Below are 20776 nucleotides of genomic sequence, written 5' to 3' on the forward strand. Positions count from 1 at the left end.
GCGCTTGCATGGCATGCAAGAGGTCAGCGGTTCGATCCCGCTTAGCTCCACCAAAATTCAGAACCCTCGCTTCGGCGGGGTTTTTTTTTATCTATTTTCATGTAAAGCACTTTCTGGTTACGTCAGTTAATCTCCAGCTATTAAAATCGAAAGTAATTTCAGACTTTTTCCTGATAATTCACCTTGCTTGCCCTAAATAAGCAACATAACATTTCCCCCATTAAACGTAATGAGGTTGCCGGAGTTTTAATTAACAATAATGGTTGATAAAATTAACATTAATATCAAAAAAACTCTGTTGGCCTTTATCGTCTGTTTAGTCGTTATTCCGCTGGCGCGTTTTATTTCACCGCAAACGGTTATTGATGGCAATCTTATTTATATTGCCTGGCTGCCAATCAGCGTAATGTTTTCTGTTATTTTTATCTTTGGTCGCTATGCGATTGCGCCATTAATTTTCGCCTTTGCCATTACCAATAGCCTGATAATTAAATTAACGCTACCGCAGGCGTTTATCTTACTCTTTTGTCAGCTGTTTGCGGTGTTCGTCTCCTGCGCTATTCTAAGACTGATGGTGGGTAAGCGCTGGCGCTGTGGTCCAACGGCGAAACATATGGGGGCGCGGATCTTCTGGGGCGGGTTCTTCGCGCCGGTGCTGCTGAAAATCACCATGTACCTCGCCGGACAATATTTTGCGTTTCCCCTATCTATTACCAGCTATTTTGGTAGTATGCCGTTGATTTACACCGTAATAGATATTCAAAGTTTAATCAGCGCAGCATTAATTTTTACCACCTTTTTATATTATCCAATGCGGATGATTATCAATCCACGCTACGCTCGACGATTCTGGCGGCAGGAATGTTTACCGTGGCTGGCAGCAAAGTATCGTTCCTTTACGCTATATTGGTTTATTGCGCTGGCGGTGATATTAACGCTATTGTGTGCGCCGTATCAGTCTGAATTTATTGCCGGTTATTTAGTTCCGGTGATTTTTATCGTCTACTTTATCGGGATTAGCCGGATTGGTCATGCGCTGCTGCGTATTTCATGGTCGGTCTCGGCTTTTTTACTGGTGGTGTATAACAAAAACTTTCTCCAGGGCGTCCAAAGCGAGTATTCATTATCCTTTGTGCTGTCAGTGTTGATCTCCTTTACTATCTGTTTGTTTTATATGGCAGACACCTATGCCCGCAGCGATCGCAATAAACGCCGCTGGCGTAGTCAGGCGGAAGAAGATCCGCTGACTGGCTTGCCTAACCTGCGCGCGCTGGAGAGCCATTTACAGAGCTGTCCGCAGCAGGTTATCTGCAGCCTGCGTATTCATAATCTCGACTTTCTCAGCAGGCATTATGGCCTGATGATGGGGGTGGACTGTAAACGGCAGATTATTCGGGCGCTGCAACCGCTGCTGGGGGCGGCGGATAAAGTTTTCCAGGTGCCGGGCAGCGAACTGATCCTCGTGCTTGACGGACCGGAGCCTTCATCCCGTTTGCACCATATGGTCGCGGTTCTCAACCACAAAAAATTCAGCTGGCACAATCAGCCGCTGGATCTGGAGTTTGGCGCGGCCTGGGGCCGCGACGACGGTCAGCGCGAGGGCCTTCACCAGATGCTGGGTCAGCTAAGCTGGCTTTCCGAACAGGCGGGCAGCGAACGTCGGGTGCTGGCGCTGGATGAGGAGCAGGAGCTGGTGGTGGATCAAACCACCGAGCAGGTGCGCCTCCTCATGCGCGTCAAGCAGGTGCTCAAAGAGCGGGCGCTCATGCTCTATGCGCAACCGATTCAGAACAGGGAAGGGGAGGGATATCATGAGATCCTCACCCGGATGCGCTGTGGCGATAGCGTCATTATGCCCGATCAGTTTATCCCGTTGATTGTGCAGTTTAACCTCAGCCAACGTTTCGACATGCTGGTGCTGGAGACCTTGTTCAGCGTGCTTCATCAGCACGCTGGCCAGCGATTCTCGGTCAATCTGCTGCCTGCAACCCTGATGCAAAAGGATAGCGCCGCGCAGATTATCGCGCTGTTTCAACGCTATGCGGTCTCACCAGACCTTATCACTATTGAAGTCACTGAAGAGCAGGCCTTTTCCAATGCCGACATCAGCCGGCAAAATCTTGAAGCACTGCGCGCGTTTGGCTGCGCCATCGCCATTGATGACTTTGGCACCGGATATGCGAACTATGAACGACTGAAGCATCTCCAGGCCGATATCATCAAGATTGACGGCTGCTTCGTCCGCGACATCCTCACTGACCCGCTGGACGCCATTATGGTGAAATCGATTGTCGAGATGGCGCGGGCGAAACGGATGAGCGTGGTGGCGGAATATGTCGAAAGCGAACCGCAAAAAGCGCGCTTGCTGGAGCTGGGGGTGAATTATCTGCAGGGCTACCTGGTGGGCAAGCCTCAGCCGCTGGGCGAATGACGGGTAAAAAAAAGCCGGGCATCGCCCGGCTCAGATGACAGGCGTCTGTTACAGAACCAGAGCCGCAATAGAAGCAGACAGGACGCTGACCAGCGTGGAGCCGTAAACCAGCTTCAGACCGAAGCGAGAAACCACGTTGCCTTGTTCTTCGTTCAGACCTTTGATCGCCCCGGCGATGATGCCGATAGACGAGAAGTTGGCGAAGGAGACCAGGAAGATAGAGATAATGCCTTCCGCGCGCGGGGAGAGCGTCGAGGCGATTTTCTGCAGATCCATCATGGCGACGAATTCATTCGAGACCAGCTTGGTAGCCATAATACTGCCCACCTGCAGCGCTTCGCTTGCCGGCACGCCCATCACCCAGGCGACCGGGTAGAAGATATAGCCAAGGATCCCCTGGAAGGAGATGCTGTAGCCGAACCAGCCGGTCACAGTGGCGAACAGGGCGTTCAGCGCGGAGATCAGCGCGATGAAGCCGATCAGCATCGCCGCCACGATAATCGCGACTTTAAAGCCCGCCAGAATGTACTCGCCCAGCATCTCGAAGAAGCTTTGACCTTCGTGCAGATTCGACATCTGCAGATTTTCTTCACTCTCTTCCACACGGTACGGGTTAATCAACGACAGAACGATAAAGGTGCTGAACATGTTGAGCACCAGCGCCGCGACGACGTACTTCGGCTGCAGCATGGTCATGTATGCGCCGACGATGGACATCGATACGGTGGACATCGCGGTCGCCGCCATGGTGTACATACGGTTGCGCGACATTTTGCCGAGAATATCTTTATAGGCAATAAAGTTTTCCGACTGGCCGAGGATCAGCGAGCTGACGGCGTTGAAGGACTCCAGCTTGCCCATGCCGTTGATTTTCGACAGCACGGTACCGATGGCGCGAATAACAATCGGCAGGATGCGAATATGCTGCAAAATACCGATCAACGCGGAAATGAAGACGATAGGGCACAGAACCTTAAGGAAGAAGAAGGCCAGACCTTTGTCGTTCATGCTGCCGAACACGAAGTTTGTCCCTTCGTTGGCAAAGCCGAGAAGTTTTTCAAACATCTCGGAGAAGCCTTTCACAAAACCCAGACCAATATCGGAGTTCAGGAAGAACCAGGCCAGCAGGACTTCAATGACAAGCAGTTGAACAACATAACGAATACGGATCTTTTTACGGTCATGACTGACCAACAGGGCCAGTATAGCCACCACAACGATCGCGAGGACAAAATGCAAGACGCGGTCCATAGTTGCTCCAAATATGAGGCAGGTTAAATTTCCGTGCACATTCTATGCAACGGCTTTAAAGAAAACGAGATCAATTGCACACTATTGCAAGGAACTGTGACCAATGGCAAAAATAGTGATCAAACATCCACTTTTGTTATGTTACGTAAAGGTTTTAAAAGTTGCATTCTTGTACTACTCTTAATAGCGGGCGCGATCGGGTTTACTGACGCCCGTTTTTCATTTCCGGCCAGCAATTGTTCCCTCCTATCACAGCAATCATTATCTCCATTCTAAATGAACTTGATAATCATTCGCATTTTGATAGCATGAAACATAGCAAAGGCTATATTTCCAGAGGCAGAAGATGACTAGCAGTCGCGTTGAGAATAGCAGTAGTCGCGCCGCGCGCAAGGTGAAGCTCGCCTTAATGGGGCCAGCTTTCGTCGCTGCCATTGGCTATATCGATCCGGGTAATTTCGCCACGAATATTCAGGCTGGCGCCAGCTTTGGCTATCAGCTGCTGTGGGTGGTGGTATGGGCCAACCTGATGGCAATGCTGATCCAGGTGCTCTCTGCCAAACTCGGCATTGCCACCGGTAAAAACCTGGCCGAGCAGATCCGCGACCATTACCCGCGCCCGGTAGTGTGGTTTTACTGGGTGCAGGCGGAAATCATCGCCATGGCCACCGACCTGGCCGAATTTATCGGCGCTGCGATTGGCTTTAAGCTGGTGCTGGGCGTATCGCTTCTGCAAGGGGCGGTGCTGACCGGGGTGGCGACCTTCCTGATCCTGATGCTGCAGCGGCGCGGACAAAAACCGCTGGAGAAGGTGATTGGCGGCTTGCTGCTGTTTGTTGCCGTCGCCTATGTCGTTGAATTGATCTTTTCCCAGCCCGCGCTGGCTCCCCTGACCAAAGGGCTGGCGATCCCTACGCTGCCCAACGGCGAGGCGGTATTCTTAGCCGCCGGGGTGCTGGGGGCCACCATTATGCCGCACGTGATCTACTTACACTCCTCGCTTACCCAGCACCTGCACGGCGGGACGCGAAAAGAGCGCTATAACGCGACCCGCTGGGATGTGGCGATCGCCATGACCATTGCCGGGTTCGTCAACCTGGCGATGATGGCGACCGCCGCGGCGGCATTCCATTTCCATGGCCATACCGGCGTCGCCGATCTTGATCAGGCTTACAGAACGCTGGAGCCGCTGCTGAGCCATGCGGCGGCGACCATCTTTGGCCTCAGCCTGGTCGCTGCAGGTTTATCATCGACGGTGGTGGGGACTCTCGCAGGTCAGGTGGTCATGCAGGGCTTCATTCGCTTTCATATTCCACTGTGGTTTCGCCGGGCGGTCACCATGCTGCCGTCGTTTGTCGTCATTCTGCTGGGGCTGGATCCAACGCGCATCCTGGTGATGAGTCAGGTGTTGCTGAGCTTTGGTATTGCGCTTGCCCTGGTACCGCTGCTGATATTTACCAGCAATGCAAAGCTAATGGGAGACCTGGTGAATACCCGCTGGGTGAGAGGCATCGGCTGGGCGATAGTCGCGATTGTGGTGAGCCTGAACGGCTGGTTAATTGTGGGATCGCTGCTCGGGGTGGATTAATGGCCTCCTGATGCGGAATAAAGCGAAGGGGAGCCGATGGGCTCCCCTTTTCGTCTGTTAGTGATGGCCATGTCCATGACCGTGACCACGCCCGCCGGGACCACGTCCCCAGCCGCCGCGGCGATCGTCGCGGTCGCTCCAGCCCGCGCGATAGCCGCGCTCCCAGGCTTTATCTCTGCCTTTGTACCAGCCTTTGTGCCAGCCGTTGTCATGACGATGCCAACGGTTATCACGCCATTCATAGTGACGACGCCAGTAATCACGGTCGCGCCAGCTGCCACCGTCCCAGTAGTTACCGTAATTGTCACGATCGCCAATTTGTAATTTTATCGATGGCAACAGGGTGATTTCACCAGCGTTAGCGACTAATGGCGCTGCGGCCAGCAGTACTGCTGCCAGAATCAGTGACCTGAACATACTCTTCTCCTTCACGATCGGGGCCCTAAGCGGCCTGTTAACGTGATATTACGGGCCGGTAAAGACCTATCGCATCGGACGAACTCCGAAAGCACAGAAAAGAGCACTTTTTGCTAAAGTAACATTTGCTTTACAGCGCCAGGATGGCATCAATCGCGGCGCACTCTTCGGCGCTGAAATGACGATGTTTCAGCATTCCGACAGCGTCATCCAGCTGGGCGGTTTTGCTGGCGCCGATCAGCACGGAGGTGACTTTCTCCTCACGCAGCACCCAGGCCAGCGCCATCTGCGACAGCTTCTGCCCGCGTGCTTCCGCCAGCGTATTCAGCTGACGAATTTTTTCTAATCTGGCGCTGGTCAGCTGCTCCGGCTGCAGAAAACGACTGCTGCTGGCGGCACGTGAGTCTGCCGGAATGCCGTTGAGATAGCGGTCGGTAAGCTGTCCGCCGGCCAGCGGTGAAAACGCTATACTTCCCACCCCTTCCGTCTGCAAAAAATCCAGCAGCCCCTCTTCCACGCCGCGTTCAAACATGGAGTAGCGGGGCTGGTGAATGACGCAGGGGGTGCCGAGATCGTTAAGGATCTTCACCGCCTCCCGCGCCTGGGCCAGCGGATAGTTGGAGATGCCGACGTACAGCGCTTTACCCTGGCGGACAAGGTGATCAAGCGCGCGCATCGTTTCCGTCAGCGGTGTCTCCGGGTCCGGGCGGTGATGATAAAAAATATCGACATATTCCAGCCCCATGCGCTGCAGGCTCTGGTTAAGGCTGGCCACCAGATATTTGCGTGAACCCCAGTCGCCGTAAGGGCCGTCCCACATGGTGTAGCCCGCCTTGGTGGAGATGATCAACTCATCGCGATAGGGCAGGAGCGCCTCTTTGAGGATGCGGCCAAAATTGCTCTCCGCCGAGCCCGGCGGCGGCCCATAGTTGTTGGCCAGGTCGAAATGGGTAATGCCGAGGTCAAATGCGTGCTGGAGCATCTGCCGGCTGGTTTCCACCCGCGTTTCATCGCCAAAGTTATGCCACAGACCGAGAGAAATTGCCGGCAGCTGAAGGCCGCTGCGGCCGCAGCGACGATAGGCCATCGTTTGATATCGCGTGGTACTTGCCTGGTAAACCATTCTTCCTCCGCAGATAAAACAGGGTGTGTATACGTTTACACTAATCAATGTTCTGCGTGGAGTACATCGCTTTTTCGGCGTAATTATTGCTTTACACCGCCTTTATCGCCCCCTTTCTGGACAGGCGGATCGCTTATTCAATACTCAAATTACACCTGCGCCAAAATGAGGAAAATGGATATGCAACCGACTTACACTATTGGGGATTATCTGCTGGATCGCCTCGTCGACTGCGGTATTGACCGCTTGTTCGGCGTGCCGGGAGATTACAACTTACAGTTTCTCGACCGGGTCATTGCGCACAATGCGTTGGGGTGGGTCGGCTGCGCCAACGAGCTCAATGCGGCCTATGCTGCTGACGGTTATGCACGCATTAAGGGAGCCGGTGCGTTACTAACAACCTACGGCGTCGGCGAACTGAGCGCCCTGAACGGCGTGGCGGGCAGCTATGCGGAGCATATTCCGGTATTACATATCGTCGGCGCGCCCTCCACTGGCGCTCAGCAGCGCGGCGAACTGCTGCATCACACCCTGGGCGACGGCGATTTCCGCCATTTTGCGCGGATGAGCGAGCAGATCACCTGTAGCCAGGCGCTGCTGACCGCCGGCAACGCCTGCCATGAGATCGACCGTGTTCTGCGCGATATGCTGACGCATCATCGGCCTGGCTATCTGATGCTGCCGGCCGATGTCGCCAGAGCGGCAGCGATTGCCCCAGCGCAGCGCTTGCTGGTGGAGGCCGCTCCGGCGGATGAAAACCAGCTCGCCGGATTCTGCGAGCATGCCAGCCGCCTGCTGCGGGGCAGTCGACGCATCTCCCTGCTGGCGGACTTCCTCGCGCAACGCTATGGCCTGCAAAACACGCTCCGGGAGTGGGTGGCGAAAACCCCCGTCGCCCACGCCACCATGCTAATGGGCAAGGGGCTGTTCGATGAGCAGCAGAGAGGTTTTGTCGGCACCTACAGCGGTATCGCCAGCGCGCCGCAGACCCGGGAGGCCATCGAAAACGCTGACACCATCATCTGCATCGGCACGCGCTTCACCGACACCATCACCGCGGGATTCACCCAGCATCTGGCGCGGGATAAGACGATAGAGATCCAGCCCTTCGCGGTCAGGGTGGGCGATCACTGGTTCAGCGGCGTGCCGATGGATCAGGCACTGGCTGCGCTGATGACCCTTTCCGCACCGCTGGCGGCGGAGTGGGCTGCGCCTCAGGTCGTGGCGCCGGAAGTGGAGGAGGGGGCCGACGGCGAACTCACGCAGAAAAATTTCTGGGCGACGGTGCAGGGGGCGCTGCGTCCCGGCGATATTATTCTCGCCGACCAGGGGACGGCCGCCTTCGGCATTGCCGCGCTGAAGCTGCCGTCAGAGGCGTCGCTGATCGTCCAGCCGCTGTGGGGCTCGATTGGTTTTACCCTCCCGGCCGCCTATGGCGCGCAAACCGCGGCGGCAGAGCGGCGGGTGGTGCTGATTGTCGGCGATGGCGCCGCCCAGCTGACGATTCAGGAGATGGGCTCTATGCTGCGCGATAAGCAAAAGCCGCTTATTCTGCTGCTGAATAACGAAGGGTATACCGTGGAACGGGCAATTCACGGCCCGGAGCAGCGCTACAATGACATTGCCCTGTGGGACTGGCGACGCCTGCCGGAAGCCTTCGCCCCGGACGTTGCCTCGCGCTGCTGGCGGGTTACGCACACCGATGAGCTACGGGAGGCGATGGCGGAGAGCATCACCTCCGATACGCTCACCCTGGTGGAAGTGATGCTGCCGAAAATGGATATTCCCGATTTCCTGCGCGCGGTGACGCAGGCGCTGGAGGAACGAAACAGCCGCGTTTAGTCGGTATGGTGTCTGGCAATCATCAAGGGCCTCCCGGCCAGCAGCAGCCAGGCCGGGAGCATCACAATGCACAGCAGCGGCAGCAGCGTGGTGTCCGGCACAACCACGGCGGCCATAAACAGGCTCAGCCAGCCGTCGCGGGTGACGACCAGCACCATGCCGAGGATCGCGCAGGAGACGGTGATCGCCGCCGGCACGGCGTCCACGTGGGCATGCAGCATCAGCCCCAGCGCCACGCCGACGAAGACCGCGGGGAAAATCCGCCCGCCGCGAAAGCCGCAGGCCGAGGCGAGAACCAGCGCAGCCAGTTTAACCAGCGCGATGAGCAGATAATCCGAGGCTGTCAGCGTCTGGCTGAAGGCCAGCTGCTGCATCTCATCCAGCCCCTTAAACAACGTTAAATGTCCGCCAATGGTCCCGAGGATCCCTAACAGTAAGCCGCCGAGGCCCAGCGTCAGGATCGGGTTTTTCAGGCGATGCATCAGCGTGTGCAGGCGCGGCAGACACCAGACGGCGACCATACCGACGGCGATAGCGATCAGGGCGACGATCATGCCGCTGACAATATCGACGAAGTGCATCTGGCTATAGTGTGGGAGCGGCAGCGTGAAGTGGGGGTGGAAAAACAGCCCGGTGGTCAGCGCGCCCGCGGCGGCGGCAAGCATCGGGGCAAACAGACGATCCCATAGCGGCGACTCGTTGCTGCTGTTCAGGGTTTGCGAAAAAATCAGCGCGGCGGCCACCGGGGTGCCGAAGAGGGCGCCGATGGTGCCTGAGGCCGCGAGAATGGTCCAGTCCAGAGAGCTGACCCGCGGGAACAGTCGGGAGCCGACGGCGACGGCCAGCGCAATATTCACCACCATAATCGGATGCTCCGGGCCGAGGCTGACGCCGCCGGCGAGGCCAAGGATCAGCGCCGCCAGCAGCCCGGGCAGCGCGCCGGTGGCAATGGGCGCGCCGATTAACGACTCGGTCGCCGGGTCCGGCCCGGCATGCCCCGGGCTGTAACGGACGACCAGGCCCACCGCGATCCCCGTCGCCGTGAGAATGGCGATGATCCACAGCGGGTTCTCGGCGCTCACTCCAAACTGCACAGGCAAATTGCTCCACAGGATGCGCTGCAGCAACGCGGCAATCTTCATCGCGCCGATCAGGATCAGACTGGAGGCGATGCCAATCAGGATAGCCGGCACCGACAGGATCAGCATTGTTCTGGCGCGAGGATGGAGCATGAAAATGTCCTTGTTAAAGTTCAGGAGCACTACTTTGCCTTTGTCGGCGGGGACCGTCGATGCAAATGGTGCTGAAACGATAAAGTTAAGGCGGCGTCTGATACCCGTGGCCTCGTTAATAGGCTACTTTGCATTGATTACAAACTAAATGTGACCTGTGTCGCTAAACAAGGGGCGTCCGCGAGTTGGACGTTGTTGTTAAGCCGCCATGAATTTACAGTGTGCCAAAAGATTTATTTTGACTTTAGCGGAGCCGTAACGGAATGACAAAATTTGCTTTAGTAGGAGATGTCGGGGGGACCAACGCCCGCCTGGCGCTGTGTGATCTGGCGAGCGGAGAGATCTCTCGTGCAAAGACCTATTCCGGGCTCGATTACCCCAGTCTGGAGGCGGTGGTGCGCGTCTATCTCGAGGAGCATCAGGTGACGGTCAGCGAAGGCTGTATCGCTATCGCCTGCCCGATCACCGGCGACTGGGTGGCGATGACCAACCATACCTGGGCCTTCTCCATCGCCGAGATGAAGCGCAGCCTTGGCTTTGCGCACCTGGAGATTATTAACGATTTCACCGCCGTTTCAATGGCCATCCCGATGCTGAAAGCCGAGCACCTGATTCAGTTCGGCGGCAGCGCGCCGGTAGCCGGCAAACCGATCGCCGTTTATGGCGCCGGAACCGGGCTGGGCGTAGCCCATCTGGTACACGTTGATAAGCGCTGGGTCAGCCTGCCGGGCGAAGGCGGCCATGTCGATTTTGCGCCGAACAGCGAAGAAGAGGGCATTATTCTGGAAGAGCTGCGCGCTGAGCTGGGGCATGTCTCCGCAGAACGCGTCCTCTCCGGTCCTGGTCTGGTTAACCTTTATCGCGCGATAGTCAAATCGGATGGTCGATTGCCGGAGAACCTGCAGCCGCGTGAGGTCACCGAGCGGGCGCTGGCGGATAGCTGCACCGACTGTCGCCGGGCGCTGTCGCTGTTCTGCGTCATTATGGGGCGCTTCGGTGGAAACCTGGCGCTGACCCTGGGGACGTTTGGCGGCGTCTATATCGCTGGCGGCATCGTGCCGCGCTTCCTGGAGTTCTTTAAAGCCTCCGGCTTCCGCGGCGGTTTTGAGGACAAAGGCCGTTTTAAAGCCTATGTCCAGGATATCCCGGTTTACCTGATCGTGCATGACAACCCAGGCCTGCTGGGCTCCGGCGCGCATCTGCGTCAGACGCTGGGTCAGGTGCTGTAAGCGCATTCCTCCCGGGCTACTGTCGTAGCCCGGCCAGGCGGGGCTCCCCGCCGTCTACAGATTCATCAGCTGGCGAAACTCTTTCACTTTACTGCGACTGACCGGAACCTGAAACTCCAGGTCGCGCAGGCGTAGCACATAGGTATTGTTAAACCACGGCTCAATTTCCCTAATTTTGCTGAGATTCACACAGTACGAGCGGTGACAGCGAAAGAACTGTGCGGTGGGCAGTTTGCTGCAGAATTCGGTAATGTTCATCGGCATGACGAATGACTCCCGGCGAGTGTAGACGAAGGTCATCTTCTCGTGCGCCTCGGCATAATAGATATCATGAATGCTGGTGACGATGATCCGCTCATCTTTTATCAGATTGATGGTGTCGTTTTCCCGAGGCGCCACGCTGGTCAACCCGGAAGCGGCGTTATTTTGCTGCTGCCAGGCGGCGGTCAGCTTCTGCAGCATATTGATGATGCGCGACTCCTGGTAGGGCTTCAGAATGTAGTCAAACGCCTCCAGCTCAAAAGCTTCCACGGCGTGTTCTTTCCACGCGGTGATAAAGACGATAAAAGGCTTATGGGCGAACTGGCTGATGTTCTGCGCCAGCAGAACGCCGTCCAGCGACGGAATATTGATATCGAGAAAGATGGCGTCGACCTTGTTGTGCTGGAGAAATTTCAGCACGTCCAGTCCGTCGTCAAAGCTGCCGACGATCTCCATCTGGCTGTGGGTGTTGATAAGCCAGGAGAGTTCCTGTTGGGCCAGAAACTCATCCTCCACAATGATAACTTTCATCTTTTCTCCGCTCATGACAACAGAGACTCCGTCAGCGCCTGCGGCGTAGAGTGATTGGGGACATAAAAAGCGATCTCCGTTCCTGGCGTCAGGGTGCGGATATGCAGCCCCTCGCCATAGAGAAGTTTCACCCGATGATGAACGTTGAGCAGGCCGATTTTGTTACCCGGCATTTCATCGGCTTCCACGCGGGCGACCACGGCGGGATCGATGCCGTTGCCGGTGTCGCGAACGCTGATGCGAACCCGATTTCCGCACTCATTGATGCCGATCGTCACCACGCCTTTCCCTTTACACGGCTGAATGCCGTGCACAATGGCATTTTCCACCAGAGGCTGGATAAGCAGGCTTGGGATCACGCAGCTGACGTCGTCGTCAATATCATAGATAACCGTCAGTTTGTCGCCGAATCGCGCCTGTTCAATGGCGATGTAATCTTTGATCTGATACAGCTCTCGTTTGATATCAATCTGCTCATCGTCTTTTAATTCGATGTTATAGCGCAGATAGCGCGACAGATTAAAAATGAGCTGGCGCGCGGTGTCCGGATTAAGGCGAATCGAGGAGGAGATCGCGTTCAGGGCATTGAATAAAAAGTGCGGGTTAATCTTGCTTTGCAGAGCGCGCAGCTCCGCTTTGTTGGCCATCTCCCGTAGCTGTTCGGCGCGGGAAACCTCCAGCTGGGTGGAGATGATTTGTGACAGGCCTATCGCCATCTCCTGCAGCGTCGAGGTGATGCGATGGGCGTGGCAGTAATAGATTTTTAGCGTACCGGTGACCACCCCTTTTTCCCACAGCGGAATGACCATCAAGGAGTGGATCTCCGGCGTGCGGTGGGCTTCATCATTGTTTTTAATAATGATTTTTCCATAACGGATGGCCTGTCGGGTGGTGGGACTGATGACATCGTTATGATGTTGATAGTTGGCTTCACCGACGCCCACGTAGGCCAGCACGTGTTCCGTATTGGTGATCGCCACCGCGTCGGCGGTAATGTCGCGGCGGATAATGTCGCAAACCTGGCGCAGAGAATCGCTGTTGACCTGACGGAACAGCGGCAGGGTTTTGTTGGCAATGTCGAGCGCCAGTTTCGCCTGCCGCGCGGCGCTGGCCTCCTTTTCCCCTTCCACGCTCTGCACCAGCAGCACGATAAAACCGATGCAGACGCTGCCGAGGATCATCGGGATACCAATTTTCGAGACAATATCCACGCCGAGGCTGAGGGAAGGGGCCCAGACCACCACCAGGATCATGGTCAGAGTCTCGCAGACCATTCCGGCCAGAATGCCGATTTTCCAGCGTTGATCGCGGGCCACTTTGCGGTTAATCAACCCCGACAGCAGGCCGGCGATGATGCTGGTGATAAAGCAGGGCACGGCGGTCACGCCGTCAATATCAATCAGATAGCGGTGCACACCGGCAATCACCCCGACAATGGCCCCCACCCAGGGACCAAACAGGATCCCGCCGGACATCACGGCGATGATGCGCACGTTTACCAGCGATCCTTCCACCGGCACACCGGACCAGGTACTGAAGAGCGCGAACAGCGAGAAAATGGCGGTGACAGCCAGCAGCTCTTTCGGCGTATGCGCCGACTTATGCAACAGTTCGCGGAACAGGCGCAGGCGAATGAGAAAAAACAGGCAAATAAGCATCAGGGCCGCACGATCATAGACCGCCAGCATCATAGTAAAGATTTCGTGCATGGGTGCGCCGCGTCAGTGGCCAGAAAAGGACATGATAAAAAACCTGACGACAGAAGACCAGCCGCAGAAAAATAATGAGGAAAAGGCGCACTTTTAAAAGGGGATTGAGGGGTGGGGAGGCGATGTACCGCCAGACGCCAGAAGAAACGATAAATACCCGTGATAGAAAAGATATCAATATGTTACCACTTGCAGACAAAACGGTATTCATTCCGCAGCGTACTGCCGTATTTAGCGCAGACGATACCCGTTTTTAACGCCAGTGATTATTTTTCGTCAGGGCACTCGACAACGTGATTTTTTTCAGGTTATTTTCTAAACGAGCCGCAACAGCGGCAGCGTCGCTCGGACGGTCCGGGCGCTAACGTTAATCAGAGGAACCTATGGCTGAATCCAGTCCTGAACGCCGTTTTACGCGTATCGATCGTCTACCCCCGTACGTTTTTAATATTACTGCCGAACTGAAAATGGCTGCGCGCCGGCGCGGCGAAGATATTATCGATTTCAGTATGGGCAATCCCGATGGCGCGACGCCGCCGCATATCGTGGAAAAACTCTGCACCGTCGCTCAGCGGCCTGACACCCATGGTTACTCTACCTCGCGGGGGATCCCACGCCTGCGTCGCGCTATTTCGCGCTGGTATGAAGAACGCTATAACGTCGATATCGATCCGGAATCGGAAGCGATCGTCACCATTGGTTCGAAAGAGGGGCTGGCGCATCTGATGCTGGCGACGCTGGATCATGGCGACACCGTGCTGGTGCCGAACCCCAGCTACCCGATCCATATCTACGGCGCGGTGATTGCCGGGGCGCAGGTGCGCTCGGTGCCGCTGGTGGAAGGGGTGGATTTCTTTAACGAACTGGAACGCGCCATCCGCGAGAGCTATCCGAAGCCGAAGATGATGATCCTTGGCTTTCCCTCGAATCCGACCGCGCAGTGCGTCGAGCTGGATTTCTTTGAAAAGGTTGTCGCCCTGGCGAAGCAGTATGACATCCTGGTCGTCCACGATCTGGCCTATGCCGATATCGTGTATGACGGCTGGAAAGCGCCCTCCATCATGCAGGTGCCCGGCGCACGCGATGTCGCCGTCGAGTTCTTTACCCTGTCGAAAAGCTATAACATGGCCGGCTGGCGCATTGGCTTTATGGTCGGCAATAAGACCCTGGTGAACGCGCTTGCCCGCATCAAAAGCTACCATGACTACGGCACGTTTACGCCGCTGCAGGTGGCGGCGATCGCTGCCCTGGAGGGCGATCAGCAATGCGTGCGGGATATCGCTGAACAGTATAAGCGCCGCCGCGATGTGCTGGTGAAAGGGCTCCATGAGGCCGGCTGGATGGTGGAGTGTCCGAAAGCGTCCATGTACGTCTGGGCGAAAATTCCGGAACCTTATGCCGACATGGGCTCGCTGGAGTTTGCGAAAAAGCTGCTTAACGAAGCGAAGGTTTGCGTTTCTCCGGGGATTGGCTTTGGCGATTATGGCGATACCCATGTCCGCTTCGCGCTGATCGAGAACCGGGACCGGACGCGTCAGGCGATCCGCGGCATTAAGGCGATGTTCCGCGCGGATGGCTTGCTGCCCGCCGCGAGCTAGCGCTTCGGCGAATACGCTATAACAAAAACGGGAGCCTCTGGGCTCCCGTTTTTTTTGACACCGCTGCAGTCTAGATCATCAGGGCAAAAGTACCGGCCCAAACGATGACCATAAAAGAGAGGCCCATAAAAAAGTATTTCACGACTCATCACTCCACGCGCTTATGCGACGTTCAAATGAATTAATTGTTCTGTTTTTCAAGGGCTGTCGCTGGTGAAATCTCACCCTGCGGCAGCTCGCAATTCTGTGCGTTAAGTGCTCCAGATGGCGCTAATGTACGCCTAAAAAATCAGGGAAACAAGAGGCATTTTTTTATTAATTTTTAGTTACTTACGAGTGTCGTGATTCGGCGACACATTAATTTCGCCCGGTAATAAATTTAGCGCCAGCAACGCTGCGAAAACGGGTTTCTCATCAGGGCGATTAGCGGGGCTAGTCAGGCTTGGCGCGCGGCATTCACGTTGCCACGCGCCACCGGTTTAATGCAGCTCAGAGGCGCGCTGTCGCCACTCGGCAGGGTAGTGTGCCGGGATAAAGCGCAGCGTGATCGCCATGAGTAACAGGACACAGAGCGCATGCCAGGACCAGTCAAGGGTGTAGTTCCCGCTCAGGCTACGCAGCAGGCCGGAAAGCCAGGGCGACAGGCCGGCGATAATAAATCCGATACCCTGCATAAAGGCTACCAGCCGGCCGGCCACCGTCGGTTGTCCGGCGTGATCGAGGGCCAGCACCAGGCACAGGGGAAACGCGCCGCCCAGACCGACGCCGCAGGCGAGAGCCCAGAGCGCGGAGAAGTGCTGCGGCAGCCAGATGAAGCCGCAGAAGCCAATCAGCTGGAGCGCCAGAGCAAACAGCAGAAGCTGGCGCCGGTCATCCTGGCGAGCCAGCGCCGGCAGCAGCAGCGCGCCCGCGGTTTGCCCAACCGTCAGCAACGCCAGCAGCGAGCCGCTGTACTGGGCGCTGTCGCCAAGCTGCATATAATAGGGCGGCAGCCAGGCGATCAGACTGGCGTAGCCGGCATTGATCAGTCCGAAATAGAGCCCCAGCGTCCAGGCGCGGCGCTGGCCAATAATCGCTACCCGGGGGGCGGCGCTGGTCTGATGCGGAGCACGGGGCAGGTGCCGGCAAATCGCCAGCCAGCTGAGCAGGGCGAGGAGGGCGGGGAGCGCCCACCAGGCCAGCGCATCCCGCCAGGCTGTGCTGTGCGACGCCAGCCACGGCGTTAACGCGGCGCCTAACCCGCCACCGCCCATTAGCGCGGCTGACCATAGCCCCATCACCAGCGGCGTCCGTCGGGCGAATAAGCGCTTAATCACCGCCGGGATGGCAGCCTGGATGATGCCGATGCCAACGCCTCCTGCCAGGGCGCTGGTGAGCAGTAGGCCGCTATTCGGGGCGATTTCCCGCAACAGGGCGCCCGCCGCGATAATCAGCAGGCTTAGCGCAATGCTACGGTTTTGACCGAAATGACGATCGACCCAGCCGCCGGCCAGCGCCAGCACGCCCATCGCTACCACCGGCAGGGCGGTCAGTAGCGCGGCCAGGGTATAGCTCATCCCGCTGGCGGCGCGGATCTCCGGAAGCAAAGGGCCGATGGAGGTGAGCAGCGGCCGCATATTTATGCCGATCAGCACCAGGATCCCCAGCGTCAGATTCTGTTGCAACACGGCTTTCATGGCTGCTGTTCCGCCCACCGCTGATAAACTGCCAGCCCCTCCGGCTGGGGGCGATGATGGATCGGCAACGTCTGCTGCGCCAGCGGCTGCTGCAACTGCTGATAAATCGCGGCGGTAGATAGCTGAAAAGGCTCTCCGTCCTGATTGCTGTTGGCGAAAAATACTTCCCGCACGCCGGTTAAATAGAGTGCGCTAAGACACATCGGACAAGGCTGTCCGCTGGCGTAAATAACGCATTCGCGCAGAACTTCGCTTCCCAGCCTGGCGGCAATATCGCGAACGGCATTCAGTTCGGCATGCGCCGTTGGGTCGCCGCTCAGATGAAAGGTGTTGACGGCTTCGGCGACCACATCGTTATGGCGCACCATCACGGCGCCAAAGGGGCGACCACCGTGGGTTATGTTTTGTTTTGCCAGCGCTAAGGCGCGCTGGAGATAGCGATCGTGAGCGGACATAGTCACTCCTGCACAAGATAATGTTCAAGGTAAAAGAGGCAACGGGTCGTGCGTAGAGGGTACGTAACTTGTTTCATAAGTTAAAAGACTTATTTATGATGAACCCTAGTTGAATTACTTATAGGTAAGCGGATGCTCCTGCGCCATCTTTCCTACTTTATCGCTGTGGCAGAACACCGTGGCTTTACCCGAGCCGCCGCGGCGCTGCACGTCTCCCAGCCGGCGCTGTCACAGCAGATCCGCCAGCTGGAAGCCATGCTGGAGGTTCAGCTTTTCGACCGCTCTGGCCGTTATATCCGGTTAACCGATGCCGGAGAGATCTGGCTGGAGTATGCCCGCCGGGCGTTACGCGATCTTGAGGAGGGGCGGCGCGCTCTGCATGACGCTGAAGATCTGCAGCGCGGCAAACTCCGCATTGCCATGACGCCGACCTTCACCACCTATATGCTGGGACCGCTGGTGGAAAACTACTATCGACGCTACCCCGGCGTGAAATTGCTGATCCAGGAGATGAACCAGGAGCGCATGGAAATGATGTTGCTGCAGGATGACCTGGATGTCGGCATCGCCTTTGACGACAGTCGTTCCCCGGATATTGTCGTGCAGCCGCTGCTGACGGAAACCCTCGCGCTAGTGGTGAGCCGCACGCATCCTCTGGCCAGAGAGAACGCGCTCAGGCTGCAGGCGCTCGACGCGCAGCCGCTGATTTTACTGAGCAGCGAGTTTGCCACCCGGGAGCAGATCGATCGTTATTGTCGTCGTCATCGGCTCGAACCTGACGTGCAGATGGAGGCCAACTCTATAGGCGCCGTTCTGTCGGTCATTCGGCGAACGCCCCTTGCGACACTGCTGCCGGCGGCGATCGCCGGGCAGTATGATGATGTGGTGGCGATTGAGCTGGAACCCGCGCTGCTGCAGCGAACGGCCTGTTTGCTCCAGCGCAGGGATGCGTGGCAGAGCGCCGCGGCACGCGAATTTATCGCCCTGGCGCGGGAGATTGCGCTAACGCTTGAGCAGGAAAACCGCCTGCCTCCTGCCTGAAGGCGTGCGTCGCTCGACGGCGAGCCAGGATTAACGGTGGGCTGCGTTGCTGGTGTCGGCCTCGTCGGGCAGGGCATTCTCTCTAAGCATGACTTCCTCCTTCAGCCTTTCCAGCACGTGATGAAAGAGCTGGGTCTTGTCTGGCTCAGCCATTGTCTGCAATTTCACATTAAATAAAGTATGGGACAGAATAAGATCGTGGATAAATTCCAGCAGTACCTCACTTTGCGGAAGTGAGGTTAATTCCTGATGGATATAACCGGTTTGTTGCCGTAGCGGATTTTTTGTGACATCCATCGGTCGGGCGCTAATGCTATGGGCAAATATTTTCTCAATTGCCTGACTGGTAATATAGAGCCGATTCAATGACAGGATGGGGTTTTCGGCTTCCTGCGGAATGAAGTGACAATAAACAAACGGTTTCTCAGGCAGCATCATGCTGAACCTGTTTTCACGATGAATATCGTTAGGCGCCTCCAGCAACGCCATTAAATTCCGGCTGTGCGGATGCCAGAGTCCTGAAGCTGTGACCTTGACGTTGAACTGCGTGACGGTATTCCCGCTCTGGGTTTCCATGACGGGAATATCGCCATCAATCCGCAAAATGCTATGGATATGGGAGTGTGGCGACCAGTAGGTTTCCAGCGTCTCAGATGAATTGAGTGGATTAAATGTGTCGGTTACCTCTTTTTCCTGATGAGAAAGGACGGCGAGTTTTAGTGTTCCCCGCGTCGGGTTAAGCTTCAGGCATAGATTGATCGCACCGATATCATGCCAGTGAAGAATGTCTTCAATTTCACAGTTTAATAATTTTTGCGCCCGGGAAAGGGAACAATACTCCATTGGCGGTAAATTATTTAATTTCCAGATATTCCGTTCTGTTATATTCATAAGGATTGTTTATTGCAGAAATAGCGGTCAGTATTAGCAATGAAAATCTGATGGTCATGTGCTTTTTTTGTTAACGTCGCTGGTCTGATTGATGAAATTCATTCATGTTGAGAATATTATATCAATAAGATGATTATTCTTATTGTTACGTCAGCCATTCACTTGATGGTGTAATCCTATCATTTATTTCGCTCGAGAAAAATAGTTTGCTTAGCGCCTGAATACAACACTTTTTTGTTTTTTTATTAACGACCTCGACGAGAGGGAACGCATCATGAAGAGAATGTGGATCTTGAGATCAATGCCTGGACGACAGGGATAACGCAAACGGATACTCGCGGCATCCGTTTGCGGCGGCCAAGCTTACCGGGTTACAGAGGGATAGCGATCTCCTGGCTGCGCGATGGCATACCAGGCCATCATCTCCGCGGTACCCGGCTGACCTTCTGCTGGCGCCCAGTCCATAGTGTCGATTTCAGCAAGCGGTTGATAAGCGCCTTGTTTGACTTCAAATACCATCCCACCAGCGTCGAGTGAGAGCACCGTATGCCAGGTGCCAGGCTCCATTTCCAGCGCCGTGCAGGTTTCACCCAGCACCACCCGGTTAGTGATCGCGCCATGATCATCAAAATTTAGCACCACAAAGCGACCTTTCAGCGGCAGCAAAAGTTCAAAGGTATGTCGGTGCCGGTGCGGGCGGATATAGGTGCCGGGTTCCATAGCGATAGCCAGACGCTGCACCGGGTCGCTCAGCTCAGGGTGAAAATTGCGATGGGCACGTAAGCGCGGGGAACTGGCCGCCGCTTCGCTCTGCTGCTGCATATCGCTAAGGGTGATCTGTTTCATATCAACGCCTGGCTCCTTTGTTGTCCAGAGAGTGTTGCATCGGGATAGCGGCTTGTGACCGAGTCACCCAAAAGGCATTGTACGAATAAATGCGAGTCATGTAACTTAATCATCTGTAACAGATAATATTGTCACATCGCCACTGCATGTAGGTGGCCGTAGAAATGTAAAAGCAAGATGTTTTGTGCTGAGTATCAGGTCAAACATGTGCAGTATCTTTTGCTATAACTATTCATGCTGCAATATCAATAAAGTTATTAATATTGATGCTTGTAATATGGCAATATTGACTTAAAGCAAATTTATGCAATTTATTAAAATGGGTCATGTGATGTTTTGATAACGTGTAGTTTTTAATACTTTATGAATTTTTGTTTTTTTAATATTTGACGCGCTAATCATTCATTGTTGATATGAATTATTGCTGTATTTGTTCTGTAGTTTTACTCATTGCAGGCGGCTTGCTGTTTTGTTGAGCGCTGTTTTATTATTACGCTTAATTAAGTGTCAAGCGAAGATGTGTATGATAATTAACTAAGGGAAGAGACAGAAGTGACTGATACGTTCCAGAATGAAGTGCCTAAGGCTCGCATTAATCTAAAATTATCTCTCCACACCGGCGGCGTGCAAAAAAAGGTTGAGCTGCCATTAAAGC

19 protein-coding genes are annotated in these 20776 nt (G+C 55.6%); 8 read left to right on the forward strand and 11 right to left on the reverse strand.

What is annotated here, in order from left to right; all coding sequences use genetic code 11:
- The first annotated feature begins 259 nt into the window (after window positions 1-259).
- Entirely contained in the window at window positions 260-2431 is a 2172-nt protein-coding gene (locus ABLU95_RS21000; protein ID WP_243806849.1) for an EAL domain-containing protein, read from the forward strand.
- Between the two features lie 48 nt (window positions 2432-2479).
- On the opposite strand, the gene nupC is transcribed toward ABLU95_RS21000, so the two are convergent.
- Entirely contained in the window at window positions 2480-3682 is a 1203-nt protein-coding gene (gene nupC / locus ABLU95_RS21005) for a nucleoside permease NupC (RefSeq protein ID WP_012540950.1), read from the reverse strand.
- A 346-nt stretch (window positions 3683-4028) separates the two neighbouring features.
- Between nupC and ABLU95_RS21010 the strand changes: the two genes are divergently transcribed.
- On the forward strand, window positions 4029-5270 hold the full coding sequence (locus tag ABLU95_RS21010) for an Nramp family divalent metal transporter (protein ID WP_087777315.1): 1242 nt from the start codon (window positions 4029-4031) through the stop codon (window positions 5268-5270).
- Between the two features lie 57 nt (window positions 5271-5327).
- On the opposite strand, the gene ABLU95_RS21015 is transcribed toward ABLU95_RS21010, so the two are convergent.
- Both ABLU95_RS21015 and mgrA read right to left on the reverse strand, forming a co-directional pair.
- Window positions 5328-5687: a DUF2502 domain-containing protein gene (locus ABLU95_RS21015; protein WP_023290584.1), complete on the reverse strand. Its 360-nt coding sequence runs from the start codon at window positions 5685-5687 to the stop codon at window positions 5328-5330.
- A 130-nt stretch (window positions 5688-5817) separates the two neighbouring features.
- On the reverse strand, window positions 5818-6810 hold the full coding sequence (gene mgrA / locus ABLU95_RS21020; protein WP_023290583.1) for an L-glyceraldehyde 3-phosphate reductase: 993 nt from the start codon (window positions 6808-6810) through the stop codon (window positions 5818-5820).
- 180 nt (window positions 6811-6990) lie between these two features.
- Between mgrA and ABLU95_RS21025 the strand changes: the two genes are divergently transcribed.
- Window positions 6991-8652 carry a thiamine pyrophosphate-binding protein gene (locus ABLU95_RS21025; protein ID WP_032453679.1) on the forward strand — a complete coding sequence of 554 codons (1662 nt, stop codon included), beginning with the start codon at window positions 6991-6993 and terminating at the stop codon, window positions 8650-8652.
- Here ABLU95_RS21025 and ABLU95_RS21030 read toward each other — a convergent pair.
- Window positions 8649-9884 (reverse strand): ion channel protein, encoded by a 1236-nt coding sequence (locus tag ABLU95_RS21030; protein WP_049013229.1) that lies wholly within the window; start codon window positions 9882-9884, stop codon window positions 8649-8651. The genes ABLU95_RS21025 and ABLU95_RS21030 overlap by 4 nt on opposite strands.
- Window positions 9885-10147: 263 nt before the next feature.
- Here ABLU95_RS21030 and glk point away from each other — a divergent pair, with 263 nt between their 5' ends.
- Window positions 10148-11113 (forward strand): glucokinase, encoded by a 966-nt coding sequence (gene glk / locus ABLU95_RS21035; RefSeq protein WP_080901547.1) that lies wholly within the window; start codon window positions 10148-10150, stop codon window positions 11111-11113.
- Between the two features lie 54 nt (window positions 11114-11167).
- On the opposite strand, the gene ABLU95_RS21040 is transcribed toward glk, so the two are convergent.
- The gene (locus tag ABLU95_RS21040; protein WP_086076161.1) at window positions 11168-11905 is read right to left on the reverse strand and encodes a LytTR family DNA-binding domain-containing protein; all 738 of its coding nucleotides are present in this window, start codon (window positions 11903-11905) and stop codon (window positions 11168-11170) included.
- 11 nt (window positions 11906-11916) lie between these two features.
- Window positions 11917-13614, reverse strand: a complete 1698-nt coding sequence (locus ABLU95_RS21045; RefSeq protein ID WP_087777309.1) for a sensor histidine kinase — start codon at window positions 13612-13614, stop codon at window positions 11917-11919.
- Between ABLU95_RS21045 and ABLU95_RS21050 the strand changes: the two genes are divergently transcribed.
- Together ABLU95_RS21050 and alaC are read left to right on the forward strand one after the other, a co-directional pair.
- Window positions 13613-13711 carry a hypothetical protein gene (locus ABLU95_RS21050; protein WP_032428955.1) on the forward strand — a complete coding sequence of 33 codons (99 nt, stop codon included), beginning with the start codon at window positions 13613-13615 and terminating at the stop codon, window positions 13709-13711. The genes ABLU95_RS21045 and ABLU95_RS21050 overlap by 2 nt on opposite strands.
- A gap of 286 nt (window positions 13712-13997) precedes the next feature.
- Window positions 13998-15212 carry an alanine transaminase gene (gene alaC / locus ABLU95_RS21055; RefSeq protein ID WP_004202031.1) on the forward strand — a complete coding sequence of 405 codons (1215 nt, stop codon included), beginning with the start codon at window positions 13998-14000 and terminating at the stop codon, window positions 15210-15212.
- A gap of 70 nt (window positions 15213-15282) precedes the next feature.
- Here alaC and ypdK read toward each other — a convergent pair whose 3' ends face one another.
- From ypdK to ABLU95_RS21070, 3 genes are all read right to left on the reverse strand, one after another.
- Window positions 15283-15354, reverse strand: coding sequence for a membrane protein YpdK (gene ypdK, locus ABLU95_RS21060; protein ID WP_099119320.1), 72 nt, complete (start codon window positions 15352-15354; stop codon window positions 15283-15285).
- A gap of 337 nt (window positions 15355-15691) precedes the next feature.
- Window positions 15692-16888 (reverse strand): CynX/NimT family MFS transporter, encoded by a 1197-nt coding sequence (locus tag ABLU95_RS21065; RefSeq protein WP_241515611.1) that lies wholly within the window; start codon window positions 16886-16888, stop codon window positions 15692-15694.
- Window positions 16885-17343, reverse strand: a complete 459-nt coding sequence (locus ABLU95_RS21070) for a nucleoside deaminase (RefSeq protein WP_241515610.1) — start codon at window positions 17341-17343, stop codon at window positions 16885-16887. The genes ABLU95_RS21065 and ABLU95_RS21070 overlap by 4 nt, the downstream gene beginning before the upstream one ends.
- Window positions 17344-17475: 132 nt before the next feature.
- Between ABLU95_RS21070 and cynR the strand changes: the two genes are divergently transcribed.
- A complete protein-coding gene (gene cynR / locus ABLU95_RS21075; protein WP_080901550.1) occupies window positions 17476-18384 on the forward strand; it encodes a transcriptional regulator CynR in 909 nt (302 codons plus the stop codon).
- 30 nt (window positions 18385-18414) lie between these two features.
- Here the strand turns inward: cynR and ABLU95_RS21080 are convergent, their stop codons facing one another.
- Window positions 18415-19275 carry a hypothetical protein gene (locus ABLU95_RS21080; RefSeq protein ID WP_087777307.1) on the reverse strand — a complete coding sequence of 287 codons (861 nt, stop codon included), beginning with the start codon at window positions 19273-19275 and terminating at the stop codon, window positions 18415-18417.
- Between the two features lie 363 nt (window positions 19276-19638).
- The gene (locus ABLU95_RS21085) at window positions 19639-20121 is read right to left on the reverse strand and encodes a WbuC family cupin fold metalloprotein (protein ID WP_023290574.1); all 483 of its coding nucleotides are present in this window, start codon (window positions 20119-20121) and stop codon (window positions 19639-19641) included.
- A gap of 552 nt (window positions 20122-20673) precedes the next feature.
- On the opposite strand from ABLU95_RS21085, the gene ABLU95_RS21090 reads away from it, so the two are divergent.
- A partial coding sequence (locus tag ABLU95_RS21090; protein WP_348880369.1) for a type VI secretion system contractile sheath small subunit occupies window positions 20674-20776 on the forward strand: 103 nt, incomplete at its 3' end.

Source organism: Klebsiella sp. GG_Kp146, from assembly GCF_040061975.1.
Lineage (GTDB): Bacteria > Pseudomonadota > Gammaproteobacteria > Enterobacterales > Enterobacteriaceae > Klebsiella > Klebsiella quasipneumoniae.

Bases quoted from the DNA above. Each gene is read 5' to 3' on its own strand.
- ABLU95_RS21000 (WP_243806849.1), top strand. From the start codon at position 260: ATGGTTGATAAAATTAACATTAATATCAAAAAAACTCTGTTGGCCTTT.
- nupC (WP_012540950.1), bottom strand. From the start codon at position 3,682: ATGGACCGCGTCTTGCATTTTGTCCTCGCGATCGTTGTGGTGGCTATA.
- ABLU95_RS21010 (WP_087777315.1), top strand. From the start codon at position 4,029: ATGACTAGCAGTCGCGTTGAGAATAGCAGTAGTCGCGCCGCGCGCAAG.
- ABLU95_RS21015 (WP_023290584.1), bottom strand. From the start codon at position 5,687: ATGTTCAGGTCACTGATTCTGGCAGCAGTACTGCTGGCCGCAGCGCCA.
- mgrA (WP_023290583.1), bottom strand. From the start codon at position 6,810: ATGGTTTACCAGGCAAGTACCACGCGATATCAAACGATGGCCTATCGT.
- ABLU95_RS21025 (WP_032453679.1), top strand. From the start codon at position 6,991: ATGCAACCGACTTACACTATTGGGGATTATCTGCTGGATCGCCTCGTC.
- ABLU95_RS21030 (WP_049013229.1), bottom strand. From the start codon at position 9,884: ATGCTCCATCCTCGCGCCAGAACAATGCTGATCCTGTCGGTGCCGGCT.
- glk (WP_080901547.1), top strand. From the start codon at position 10,148: ATGACAAAATTTGCTTTAGTAGGAGATGTCGGGGGGACCAACGCCCGC.
- ABLU95_RS21040 (WP_086076161.1), bottom strand. From the start codon at position 11,905: ATGAAAGTTATCATTGTGGAGGATGAGTTTCTGGCCCAACAGGAACTC.
- ABLU95_RS21050 (WP_032428955.1), top strand. From the start codon at position 13,613: ATGGGTGCGCCGCGTCAGTGGCCAGAAAAGGACATGATAAAAAACCTG.
- ABLU95_RS21045 (WP_087777309.1), bottom strand. From the start codon at position 13,614: ATGCACGAAATCTTTACTATGATGCTGGCGGTCTATGATCGTGCGGCC.
- alaC (WP_004202031.1), top strand. From the start codon at position 13,998: ATGGCTGAATCCAGTCCTGAACGCCGTTTTACGCGTATCGATCGTCTA.
- ABLU95_RS21065 (WP_241515611.1), bottom strand. From the start codon at position 16,888: ATGAAAGCCGTGTTGCAACAGAATCTGACGCTGGGGATCCTGGTGCTG.
- ABLU95_RS21070 (WP_241515610.1), bottom strand. From the start codon at position 17,343: ATGTCCGCTCACGATCGCTATCTCCAGCGCGCCTTAGCGCTGGCAAAA.
- cynR (WP_080901550.1), top strand. From the start codon at position 17,476: ATGCTCCTGCGCCATCTTTCCTACTTTATCGCTGTGGCAGAACACCGT.
- ABLU95_RS21080 (WP_087777307.1), bottom strand. From the start codon at position 19,275: ATGAATATAACAGAACGGAATATCTGGAAATTAAATAATTTACCGCCA.
- ABLU95_RS21085 (WP_023290574.1), bottom strand. From the start codon at position 20,121: ATGAAACAGATCACCCTTAGCGATATGCAGCAGCAGAGCGAAGCGGCG.